Source organism: Arthrobacter sp. 754 (assembly GCF_040548695.1).
Classification (GTDB): domain Bacteria; phylum Actinomycetota; class Actinomycetes; order Actinomycetales; family Micrococcaceae; genus Arthrobacter.
The window spans coordinates 180,254-192,274 of record NZ_JBEPSC010000006.1 but is presented as its reverse complement, the minus strand read 5'-3'; the positions used below and the strand labels follow the sequence as shown (position 1 = coordinate 192,274).

Annotated in this window: 7 protein-coding genes; 5 read left to right on the top strand and 2 right to left on the bottom strand. The window is 62.3% G+C overall.

Translation table 11 applies throughout. The features are described 5' to 3' along the window. Positions 1-62 precede the first annotated feature (62 nt). Together ABIA70_RS17620 and ABIA70_RS17615 are read right to left on the bottom strand one after the other, a co-directional pair. Positions 63-647, bottom strand: coding sequence for a histidine phosphatase family protein (locus tag ABIA70_RS17620; RefSeq protein WP_354148871.1), 585 nt, complete (start codon positions 645-647; stop codon positions 63-65). Beyond that, positions 644-2,185, bottom strand: a complete 1,542-nt coding sequence (locus tag ABIA70_RS17615; protein ID WP_354148870.1) for a CCA tRNA nucleotidyltransferase — start codon at positions 2,183-2,185, stop codon at positions 644-646. Before ABIA70_RS17615 ends, ABIA70_RS17620 begins: the two co-directional genes overlap by 4 nt. 207 nt (positions 2,186-2,392) lie before the next feature. Here ABIA70_RS17615 and ABIA70_RS17610 point away from each other — a divergent pair, with 207 nt between their 5' ends. The 5 genes from ABIA70_RS17610 to trxA all read left to right on the top strand — a co-directional run bounded on the left by ABIA70_RS17610 (position 2,393) and on the right by trxA (position 8,485). Continuing rightward, on the top strand, positions 2,393-2,893 hold the full coding sequence (locus ABIA70_RS17610; protein ID WP_502917231.1) for an NUDIX hydrolase: 501 nt from the start codon (positions 2,393-2,395) through the stop codon (positions 2,891-2,893). Positions 2,894-2,953: 60 nt separating this feature from the next. Then, the gene (gene murJ / locus ABIA70_RS17605) at positions 2,954-5,143 is read left to right on the top strand and encodes a murein biosynthesis integral membrane protein MurJ (protein ID WP_354148868.1); all 2,190 of its coding nucleotides are present in this window, start codon (positions 2,954-2,956) and stop codon (positions 5,141-5,143) included. A gap of 181 nt (positions 5,144-5,324) precedes the next feature. After that, entirely contained in the window at positions 5,325-6,917 is a 1,593-nt protein-coding gene (locus ABIA70_RS17600) for an ABC transporter substrate-binding protein (protein WP_354148867.1), read from the top strand. 246 nt (positions 6,918-7,163) lie between these two features. Continuing rightward, on the top strand, positions 7,164-8,120 hold the full coding sequence (trxB, locus tag ABIA70_RS17595) for a thioredoxin-disulfide reductase (protein ID WP_354148866.1): 957 nt from the start codon (positions 7,164-7,166) through the stop codon (positions 8,118-8,120). Positions 8,121-8,158: 38 nt separating this feature from the next. Continuing rightward, positions 8,159-8,485: a thioredoxin gene (gene trxA / locus ABIA70_RS17590; protein ID WP_354148865.1), complete on the top strand. Its 327-nt coding sequence runs from the start codon at positions 8,159-8,161 to the stop codon at positions 8,483-8,485. The last annotated feature ends 3,536 nt before the right edge of the window (positions 8,486-12,021 follow it).

The window sequence follows — 12,021 nt, the reverse complement described above, 5'->3', positions numbered from 1 at the left end:
GTGCAAACCGGCCATCTGATGGTTATTTGAGAGACTTTTCCACAAAGTTTATGAATGGGCGTTTATAGTCCCCAGCGGACAATGGCGGGGGTCTTTTTGTCCCATCCAAGCGTGCAGACTTTTGCCGTGCCCAGAATGAAATGGCGGCCTTCGGCGGGTGCCAATTCGAGCCACCGGGCCGTAAGGATCCGGGAAAAGTGCCCGTGGGCCACGATCAGCACGTTATCCAGCCCCGATTCCAGGACGCGGGCCACGATCTTGTCCGCGCGGGCAGCCACCTCATCCAGGCTCTCGCCGTTGGGCACACCGTGGGTCCAGATGAGGTAGTCCGGGTTGTCCTTCCGGATCAGGTCCGAGCTGATGCCCTCATAGTCGCCGTAGTTCCACTCCACCGCCAGCGGCTCGTGCTGCGCATCAGGGAAGCCAGCCAGTTCCGCGGTCCGCCGGGCGCGCCGCAGGGGGGAGGTCAGCACGAGGTCGAAATCCACCATGTCCAGCACCTTGCGGGCCTCCACCGCCTGCTGCTCGCCCTCCACGGTCAGGGGCAGGTCAGTGAGTCCCGTATATTGACCGCTCTTGGACCATTCCGTCTCACCGTGACGCATGATCCAGAGCTGGGGGCGCGGCGCAAACATCGGGACACTCATTTGGACTCCTCGTTGGGGGAAAGTTCGACGCCGGCAGGAGACGTTTCCGCCTTCGCTGCCTGGGGTGATTCGGTAGGGGGTGCCGATTCGGCAAGGGGGGCTGATTCGGGCTGCTGGGCCCACCACGCCAGCAGCCTGGCTTCGGCGACTTCCGGCTGAAGGGGTCCGTGCTCCATCCGTTCCTCCAGGAGGTACTTATAGGCACGGCCTACCACGGGACCGGGCCTCAGGCCCAGGATGGCCATGATCCGGGCGCCATCCAGGTCGGGCCGGACAGCATCCAGGGATTCCTGCTCCCGGAGGGTGGCGATCCGGGCTTCCAGATCGTCATAGGCGAAAGCGAGGCGTTCGGCTTTTCGCTGGTTGCGGGTGGTGACGTCCGAGCGGGTCAGCCGGTGCAGCCTCTCCAACAGGGGCCCGGCGTCCGTGACGTAGCGCCTGACTGCGGAGTCGCTCCAGCCGGCCTCGCCGTAGCCGTAGAAGCGCATGTGCAGCTCCACCAGGCGGGCCACCGCTTTGATCGTGTCGTTGTCGAAGCGCAGCGCCTTCATGCGCTTCGCGGTCAGCTTGGACCCCACCATGTCGTGGTGACGGAAGCTGACCGCACCGCCCGGTTCGAAGCGCCGCGTCGCCGGCTTGCCGACGTCGTGCATCAGTGCAGCAAACCGCAGCACAAAATCGGGGCCCGGCACGGCGCCGTCGGCATCGGTTTCAAGGTCTGCGGCCTGCTCCAGCACCTGCAGGGAGTGCTGGTAGACGTCCTTGTGGCGGTGGTGTTCGTCCGATTCAAGCCGCAGGGCGGAGACTTCGGGCAGCACGAACTCGGCCAGGCCGGTGTCCACCAGCAGGTCAATGCCCACGCGCGGATGTTTGCCACAGATGAGTTTGACCAGTTCGTCGCGCACACGCTCCGCCGAGATGATGGTGATCCGTTCCGCCATTTGGGTCATGGCCAGCCGCACGTCGTCGTGGACTGATATGCCCAGCTGCGAGGCGAAGCGGGCGGCCCGCATCATGCGGAGAGGATCATCCGAGAAGGAGTCCTCGGGCGAGCCGGGGGTGGCGAGCAACGTGGCGTGGAGGTCCCGGACACCGCCGAACGGATCAACGAGTTCCAGGGATGGCAGCTTCAACGCCATGGCGTTGATGGTGAAGTCCCGGCGCAGCAGGTCGTCCGTGAGCGAGGAACCGAAGGCCACCACGGGCTTGCGCGACTCCGGGTCGTAGGCCTCAGCACGGTAGGTGGTGATCTCGATCTGGAATCCGGCCTTGCGCATGCCGATGGTGCCAAAGGCGCGGCCGATTTCCCAGTAGTTGTCGGCCCACCGCTTGATCAGGGCCACCGTTTGGTCAGGGGTGGCATCGGTGGTGAAATCCAGGTCCGGCGACGTCCGGCCCAGGAAGAGGTCCCGCACCGGACCGCCCACCAGCGACAACTCGTGGCCGGCGTCGACAAAGCGCTGCCCCAGCTCCAGGACCACCGGGTCTACCTGGAAATCGACGGGGTGGGATTCAGTCTTGTGATGTACGTGCGCCATAGTTACTTAAGCTTGTCAGAAACCAGCGGCTTGGCAGGCCAAAATCTTCTCCGGATCACGCGTATTCGCTCACAGGCCCGCAAAGTGCGTCATGCGCCGTCCATCTTGATGTCATGTTCCAGTCATCATGAACGGGCAAGAGTCGTTAGAGTGGACTGCATGGCCCATCCCGTACCGAGCGCTCCCGGCAGGAGGACAAACGCACCATTGCCGTCGGCAATCGGTGCCCATGTCGCGCCTTCCCTGCATTCGGCACCGGCCTCGCTGCCCACGGTTGAGGAAATTTCCGCCGGAGGGGTCGTAGTGGACACGTCCGACGGCGAACTCAGGGTTGCGATCATTGCCCGCCTTAATCGGGGCGGACGGCTGGAGTGGTGCCTTCCGAAGGGCCACCCGGAAGGCAAGGAAAACAACGAGCGGGCCGCGGTCCGCGAGATCGCCGAAGAAACCGGCATCGAGGGAGACATCCTGGCGCCGCTGGGCAGCATCGACTACTGGTTCACCGTCAGCGGCCACCGCGTGCACAAGACCGTCCACCATTACCTGCTGCGGGCCACGGGCGGCGAACTCACCATTGAAAACGATCCCGACCAGGAAGCGGTGGATGTGGCGTGGGTACCCATCCGGGAACTGGCGCGGAAACTTTCCTTTCCCAACGAACGCCGCATTGCGGACCTGGCCCGGGACGTCCTGCCCGAACACCTCTGACGCCTGTAAGCAGCCTGTCCGTTGCCGAACAAACAGCGTCCGGGTGAGACGATGAACTCGATGTCAGCTACCAATTTCCCTTCCGATAAAGCAGACCGCGCCGGGCAAACCGGGCCGGACGCCGATCCGACGGTTCCTGCCGGCCCTGCAACCGGACCTGTCGTCGAACCCGACGCCGATCCCTCAGTACCCACCGGCGCGAGCGAAACCCGCTCCAGCGCCATCATGGCTGCCGGGACCCTGGTTTCGCGCTTCCTGGGGTTCGGCAAGACGTGGATGCTCGGAGCAGCCCTGGGACTTGGCTCCACAGTTAACGACACGTTCATCAACGCCAACAACCTGCCCAACCTGATCTTCCTCCTGGTGGCCGGCGGAGTATTCAACGCCGTACTGGTGCCGCAGATCATCAAGGCCAGCAAGGCCCCGGACAGGGGATCGGACTACATCAGCCGGCTGCTGACGCTTGCCGTGCTGCTGCTGCTGGGCCTCACGGCGCTGGTCACCCTGGCCGCGCCGTGGGTCATTGAGCTGACAACGCAGGGGTATTCGCCGCAGCAGAAAGCGCTGGCGGTGGCCTTTGCCTTCTGGTGCCTGCCGCAGATTTTCTTCTATGGCCTGTACGCCCTGCTCACGCAGATCCTCAACGCCAACGGCGCCTTCGGCCCTGCCATGTGGGCGCCCATCCTGAACAACCTCGTGGGCATCGGCGGCCTCGGCATGTTCATCTGGATCTTCGGCGAAAATGCGGCCAACCCGCACACGCTGGAGAACTGGGGTCCCGACCAGACCCTGCTGGTGGCCGGTTTCTCCACCATCGGCGTGATTGCGCAGACAGCCATTTTGCTTATTCCGGTCTTCCGACTGAAGCTGGGGCTCCGGCCGCGGTTCGGATGGCGGGGAGTGGGACTTGGACAGGCAGCGAAGCTGAGCGTCTGGACCCTCCTGACTGCCGCCGTCGGGCAACTGGCCTTCCTGTACGTCATGCGCATCGCAACGATTCCCGGCGCCGAGCGCCTGCGGCTGCAGGCTGCGGGGGATCCGGCCGCAGCCATGCTCCCGGGCAACGCTGTCCTGGAGGTGGCCAGCCAGCTCTACCTGTTGCCGCACTCGATCATTGCGCTCTCGCTAGCCACTGTCCTCTTCAACCGGATGACCCGCGCCTCCCAGGACGGCAACCGGGCTGAGCTGCGCGAGGCCCTCTCGCACGGACTCCGCACCATGGCTGTCGCAACTGTCTTCGGTGCGATGGCACTTTTTGCACTGGCAGGGCCCCTGGGCATGTTCTTCTCGGGCGGCCCGCGCCAGGACGGCGTGATGCTGGCCCAGACACTGACCATCCTGGCGCTGAGCACGCCCTTCATGAGCGCCAACTTCATGATGTCGCGTGTCTTCTACGCCAACGAGGACGCCCGGACGCCGTTCTATGTCCAGCTGCTGCTCGCCTTCGTCTATGTGGCAGGCGCCTTTGCCATCCAGTTCCTGCCTGTTGGCCAGATCATCTACGCCATCGCCATTCTCTACATGGTGGGCAACATCCTCTCCGTGGTCATCAGCGCCTATTTCCTGCGCCGGCTCCTGGGCCACCTCGACGGGCCGCGGATTGCCAACTCGTATATCCGAATGGGCTACGCGGCGCTCGGATCCGCGGTGGCCGGGGCCGGGGCCCTTTGGCTGATGGGAAGCTACAGCCCGGACGGCTTCGCCTGGCAGGACCGGATCGCAGCGCTGATTACGGTGATCGTTGTCGGGCCGGTCATGCTGATCGTCTACGTCTTCCTCCTCAGGATCCTCCGCGTGGCGGAGCTCCGTGACCTGCTTCGGCCCCTGATGGCGCGGCTCGGCCGCGGAGGACCCGGGTCATCGGGCGGATCCGGTGGGACGCCGTCGTCGCCTGCAGCAGACGGTGACTCCGGAAGGGAACGCCCGACGCCGGAACGCGCCACGGTCTCGGTGGACACCGGGCTGATCCCCCGGATTTCAGGCGAATTCGACGCCGTGTCCTTCCGTGCCGGGCCCGTGCCGGAACGCCCGGCGGCACCTGCTGTGTCGAACGTGGGACCGGCAGGCGGCGGCGCCGAGGATGGCAGGCGCACAGAACCTGCGGAAGGATATCTTCCGGCCGAGGATGTTCCCAGCACCGCCAGGGGCGGGCTGCTGCACGACGAGATCCCCCTGCCGGGCCGTCGCACCTTCCAAGGCAAGCCTGGCCAGAACCCCCATTTCAAGCCGCGGAGGCCCCGGAAAAAGTGATCTTCCGAGCCTTTAAGGTCGCCTGTCGCCCGCGGCGGCGAGGGCCAATCGGCTAGGATCGACAGTGAACAAGGGCATATGCAGGCAGGCGTCAGCCGGCCCGCTGGCTGACTTTGACCGCTCGCCGGCAGGCGGCGGCATCATGCACGCCATCAATTCCCTGACAGTCTAGGAGGAACCCGTGTCCCACCCGATCGACGTTGGATCAGTACTCGGCGGCCGTTACAAGGTAACAGCCACCGTATTGACCTCACACGACCATGATCTGGTGCTGGACGGGGTGGACCAGGTTCTGAACCGTCCGGTCAGCATTCTGGTCGCCGGCCCGGACAACACCGATCAGGTCGCCCAGAGCGCCCGCGAGGTGGCCACCGGCGAACGCCCGGGCACCATGCAGGTTCTCGATCTTGGGGTCACCGAGGACGCCACATACCTGATCACCAACCACACGTCAGCTGCTGACCTGCTGGACCTCGTGGTTGCCGCCAACCCGCCCTATGTTGAGCCGTTCTTCACGGACACCCTGGGGAGTGAAATCTTCGGTCAGGCGCGTTCAAACGAACCTGAACCCTACGACGACGAAGAGAACGTCGACGCCGGCTACATCAACTACGCCGACAACCACCCCAGCCAGGTCAGCCCCTACCGGTCCGCGTCACCGGCAGCCCCGCCGGCCGCACGGCCCGTAGTTCCACCGCGCCAGCCGGTCCGTCCGCCGTCCGCTCCTGCTGTGGGGTCCGGACGAGGTGCGGGAGCTGGAGCCGCCGCCGGCGCTGCCGCCGCTGGAGCTGCCGCGGCCGGAGCCGCTGCGGGGCAGCACACCACTGCTCCACAGCCCGTCCAAGGCGCAAGCCGGCCCGGTTCCGGACTCGGGGCAACGTCCGAGGCCGGGCAGGGCCGCCAGGGAGCGGATTCACCCAAGGTTTCACTATGGTCTGAGGACGACTACTCCCACGACGCGCAGGAAACCGGCCATGAAGAGCACGTTGCGGCGGAGCCGGCCACCCGGCCCGGCCGCATTGCCGGAGCCTTTCCCTCCCTGACGAGGAAGACGGCGCCTGCGGCAGCCGTCCCCCCGTCCGGAGGATCGGACGACTATTACGACGACGACGATGACGAGCCCGAGCGTGAACCCAAGTCCATGCGGTGGTTGGTGGGCGGCCTCCTTGCCGTGTTGCTGATTGCCGGTCTCGTGTTCGCACTGACCGGCCTGGGCGGACTGTTCCGGCCTGCTCCCCAGGCCAATCCGACCCCTGCCACGGACGGCACAACTGCTGCGGGCACCGCAGCGCCAAGTCCCAACCAGAGCTCTGTAGCCCCCGTAGTGCCGCCAGCCATCGAAAGCATCACGCGGCAGGGCACCTTCGAATTCGCAGCCAACTATGACGTGGACCTGGTAAAAGCGTATGACGGCAATGCGGCCAGCTACTGGTCCGACATGGAGTTTGCCACCGAGGGCTGGGGAGGTCTCGCGGCCAATGGCGTGCCGCTGATCGTCAAGCTCAAGAGCCCATCCACAGTCTCCTCTGTCACGTTGACCCAGCTCGGCGCTTCAGGCGGAAACATCAGCGTCTTCAGCAATGACCGTCCTTCCCTGGACGGGGCCAAGCTGGTGGGAACCAACAGCTTCACCTCAACGGACCTCACTCTGCCGTTGGCCGAACCGGTCCAGGCCCAGTACGTGATTGTTTCCATCAAGACGCTCCCCAAGCTGGCTGCCCCGAAGACCCGGTACGGCTTCGGTATCCGGCTGGCCGAAGTCAAGGTTCAGTAGGAAAACCACTCGCTGCCTGTTGGGCCGCGGCTGTCCTGCATGGCGCCCTGCTCCTGCAGTAACAGGCGCGGCTCGGCGGTTTGGAGGCGGTAATCTGGTAAGGCGTCCTGCCGAGCCGGCTCTGTCATGACCGCTCGTGGTTCTCCGTTCGCGCGGCGCCCGGAATATTCACCACCAGGATTCAGTTGTGCCATGTGGCCGGCCCCGAAAGCCGGCGCATCGACTAAGGAAGAGGTTCACCGTTCAGTGACCAACGCAGAAAACACCGCGTCCGAAGTACGTGATGTCATCATCGTAGGCTCCGGCCCGGCCGGGTATACGGCCGCGGTCTATACGGCGCGCGCAAACCTGAAGCCCCTGATGCTGGCAGGCTCCGTCACTGCCGGCGGCGAACTGATGAACACCACTGACGTCGAAAACTACCCAGGTTTTCCCGAAGGCATCATGGGCCCGGACCTCATGGAGAACTTCGAGAAGCAGGCAGCCCGCTTCGGGACCGAGATCCAGTTCGAGGATGTCACGTCCTTGGACCTGGACGGTGACGTTAAGACTGTCACCATTGCCACCGGTGAAACCTTCAAGGCACGTGCAATCATCCTCTCTACAGGATCGGCATACCGTGAGCTTGGCCTGCCGAATGAAAAGCGTCTCTCCGGGCACGGCGTCAGCTGGTGTGCAACCTGCGACGGTTTCTTTTTCAAGGACCAGGACATTGCCGTCATCGGCGGGGGAGACTCTGCCATGGAGGAAGCCCTCTTCCTCACGAAGTTCGCCAGGTCCGTCACCGTCGTTCACCGCCGGGACTCGCTCAAGGCTTCCAAGATCATGGCGGACCGCGCTCTTTCCCACGAGAAGATTTCCTTCATCTGGAACAGCACCGTTGACGATGTCGTCGGGGAGAACAAAGTCACCGGCCTCAAGATCAAGAACCTTCAGGACGGAACCCTTACCGACCTCGCGGTAACGGGTGTCTTCGTAGCGATTGGTAACGACCCCCGGACGGAGCTCGTCAAAGACACTCTGGAAATCACCCCGGCGGGGACCATCGCCGTAGAGGGCCGCAGTTCCAGGACGACCATCCCCGGCGTGTTTGCTGCGGGGGACGTTGTTGACCCTACTTACCGCCAGGCCATTACGGCCTCAGGCTCTGGGTGCGTTGCTGCCATCGATGTAGAACATTACCTCGCAGATCTTCACGCCTAACAAACACCTAGCATCCATTCGAAGAGAGAGACAAGGTTATGAGCAACGCTAAAGACGTAACAGATGCAAGCTTCGGCACGGATGTCCTGTCCGCTGAAAAGCCTGTGATTGTGGATTTCTGGGCTGAGTGGTGCGGTCCCTGCCGCAAGCTGGGCCCGATCCTGGACGAGATCTCGGTTGAGTACAGCGAGAAGGTGGACGTAGTCAAGGTGAACGTTGATGACAACCCTGCCATCGCGGCCGAGTACGGCATCACATCCATTCCTGCCGTTTACCTTTTCCAGGACGGCCAGGTGAAGAGCACCGTCATCGGCGCCAAGCCAAAGCAGTTCTTCGAGAAGGAATTCGCTGACGTCCTCTCCTAACAAAATGTGCACCCGGGACTGACATTGCTGGCACCGGTTTGAATATGGCCACCGTTTCGGACGAGACGGTGGCCATATTTGCGTGCAGGCAATTTTCCTCGGGTAGTCGACTGTATTAGGTTTCATCCGCGAATGCATCCGCCGTGCGGGGTTGCGTCGGTCCATATGTAGCCAGCGAACCGCCGATCTGCTTCGACTCGGCCGTTCCAGTTGAAACGTCCCTGCGGCAGGAGAGAAGAATGCGGAAGGCTCAAGCTTCCCCAGCGCCAACGGCACGGCTCACCTCTTGCTCCCGCGCACCCCCACTGCGGCAGACGTCGTGTTTCACGTGAAACACGATGCAAGGAATTGTGGCACGCGCTCAGGGGCATGAGTTCCCCTGGCTACAAGGTCTCGCGCCTCAGCGGCCAGTTCTCGGGAAGACTCCCCGGCAAACAGGCGGCTGGCCATTATGCCAATGCCAACGGAATGCGTGAATCTTCGCGCACGAGGAATACGCCCTGACCAGGCTTCAGTAATTCCGGCCGGCCCGCCAAACACCTCTTGTCTGTTGCACCTAAGGCAGTCGTATTGAGGAGGCTGGACGTCTCCCTCTCATCGTCTAACTTCGAGGGACAGGGCGGAGCACGGGTCGAGTGCGGCGGTGCAGCGCACTCCAATCACGGTTTTTGTCGTCCACCCTTTAATGCGAGCCCCGCGATACAAGGGGGGACCCGCTGTTTCACGTGAAACATCGCTCGTGAATGGCCATGTGCCTAAGAGCGCTTTGTGAGGCCCTATTCCATGCCTCTACATCAATTGATTGCGCGACCCTTGCGACAAACGCGGCATTCCAAGCACCTCAACCGCGAGTCTCAAGACTTCCGAATATAGAATGGTCCCGCCCAGGTCTGGATGTCACCGTGCAAATAGCCAGGCTCCTACATCACGCCTTTCCAGAGCGCGAGTTCGACCGACCGCTCCCGGCTGAGACCTGCAGCATCTGGACTGGGGGACTACAAACGTATGCGCCGACCAGGCGACAACCACCGTTCCGGCCCTTAGCAGAACCCAGAGAACGTCTCCTTCAACTGGTCCTAGCCCTAATTCCGCATTTGTGGCTTCATGAGCACCGAATGGGTGCAATAAAGGGGAACTCACAGTACTCGTGACTGCATATTGTGCCCTGAAATGTTCCACCAGAACCGACCGGATTCGTGGTCCACATCTGCCATGTCGCAATTCGCCACGGCAAACCGCTCTACCGAGCACGTGGAGTAATGCCTGACTCCACTGTGTGGATCCAAACATCCCCAGTCGATGGCGGCTGCTTTGGTAAACCGCTACGTTTGCAGGTGGTACCTCTCCGTCCCTTAACCGGGATCGTGCACCTGAGGTGTGTCTGAGGCCAGGCACCACTACTCAGGGGATGGACTGGTCGCAGCCAGCCCATGGGCTCACGTACTGGCTAATCCGGGCACAACGCCACACGCCAACCGATAAGCGCCCACCGTCCACAAAGTTGCAAGAGGGAGACCATCTAGGCGTATCTAGGAGCGGAAGGAAATCCCCAGCGACGTCGCACACGAACGAGTACTGGCTCAGGACATTGACATGGAGCCATCGTTTGCGTCGTCGGAGAACTGGGGCTGTGGCATCGTAACCGGACTAGTACCTAAGAACAGGCCGACGCTTTCTCAGGGAACACATGCATCAAAGAACATGAGGCACCAGGCGCGGAGAGCCGCTAACGAACTTCTGTGAACTGAACTCCGATGTTTCACGTGAAACACCCGTGCATTGTCGCCGACACCGGGCTTAACCGGCGACTGCTGCTCAGCGTCCTCACTGTGGTGGTTCACCCACGATCCTGAGAAGGTCGACTAGCTTCAAGCATCTCAGTGAACTGCCCACGTTCGGCACGTATGCTCGATCTCGATGTTTCACGTGAAACATAGGTACTGGGCATGACGGCCCCAGGCTCGCCCTGGCCCTGCCGAACTGAGCCCTGCAGGACGACGAGGACGCGGGCTCCAGAGGGTCGCACTATCGCTATTGCACCGCGGTGCACCCTCTGGGGTGCAGCGATGCATCCACCTCCTCACTGTTTCATGTGAAACAAACAGAGAATGTGAAGCAGGCGCGAAGTCGATCCTGAGCTGCCGATCGCAGATCAACCAGGCAGACCCGGGCACGGCCGCAGCAGGCCACACTGGACCTACTGCGTAACACTCGGCGCCTAGCGGCCACACGACCTAAGAGGCTCTAACGGCTAGACGAAAGGGGGCAAGCCCTGTCGGCAGTGAATGCAGTCAACAGCCGCCACCAGTAGGGTGGCCCAGGCGCAACCCACAAAGCGACAACAGGCAAGGAGACAGAGGCTCAGACGCTCACGAGGCCGGCTCGAGTGGGCCACAAGACGTCTAAACGCACCTGCACCGCGCTCACTTAGTTTTTATGCCTGACCGAAGGGTACTTGGGGCTAGCGGTGCTCAGATGATTCGGCCACTCGTCTCTCTCTGCTGAGGCTCTCCCATGCATCGGCGCGTATTTTCGAACGTGTGTATCGAGGTCGGACAACGAGCAACCATCAGGGACGATTCCCAGGGTGGGGGGATCACGCCCCTGACATTACTTTTCCCAAGTTATCCCCAGATGTTATCCACAGTGGTATCCACAGGCTTATCCACGGGTTCCGATGTGGTTCCGGGACCTTCGCCGACTATGGACTCGAGTCACGCCAACGCTCACCACTTGTACTGATCGGTTAGTCACCAGTATTGGGGATCCGCCCCACCCTGGTAGCAGGTTTGAAGAAGCGCTAGGCGCCGCTTTTTTACGGAATAATCAACGATTTTCGTGGAATTTCCGGGTGCGCCGCGCAAGTAGAAATCGACTCCTCGCTGTTTCACGTGAAACGTACACGTCGAGATCACTGGATGCGAACAAATGGATCACCCCACACGCCGGCGGCAAGGATCACGACCGATGTTCGGCTGCGCTTGGAGGCATGTGAGATGCGTCGCGGTCCACAGAGTTATCCACAGCGATATCCACTGCCGAATCTGGCCTTTGGGGAGAATACGGAAAGCGGACGGCGAAGACGCTCGGCGCCTCAGGATCACCGGACTCACCGGTCCGCCTGATGGAAACCAGGACTAGCAGGAATACCAACCAGGCGCCCCTCCAACGCTGGCCCCGTTGTCTTCCAAGCTGCCCCTCCGAGACATAGACCACCAATCACAGAGAGATCCGCCATTGAAGCAGAGAAGTGGACTCTGCAATGGGCGAGACGGCAGCCGCTGAGCCGATTGACATACCCGGCCCCCGGACTCGCCTTAGAAGCAGCCACGAGATGCAAGCCTCACGGTGCAGTTTTTGCTGCGGCATCGTCGTTTCATCCGGCAGCTATTGACCGGAGTCAATCCTCTTCCACCGGTGAGCCAACGGCCCGATCGGCAAGCCAACCGTCGCCCCACTTGGATAGCCGGGTGTCCCGATGGATCTCACTTCGTTGGCCGATACGTGTTGGCCGCAAGAGGGGGCACCCACGAGTT

Bases quoted from the DNA above. Each gene is read 5' to 3' on its own strand.
- ABIA70_RS17620 (WP_354148871.1), bottom strand. From the start codon at position 647: ATGAGTGTCCCGATGTTTGCGCCGCGCCCCCAGCTCTGGATCATGCGT.
- ABIA70_RS17615 (WP_354148870.1), bottom strand. From the start codon at position 2,185: ATGGCGCACGTACATCACAAGACTGAATCCCACCCCGTCGATTTCCAG.
- murJ (WP_354148868.1), top strand. From the start codon at position 2,954: ATGTCAGCTACCAATTTCCCTTCCGATAAAGCAGACCGCGCCGGGCAA.
- trxA (WP_354148865.1), top strand. From the start codon at position 8,159: ATGAGCAACGCTAAAGACGTAACAGATGCAAGCTTCGGCACGGATGTC.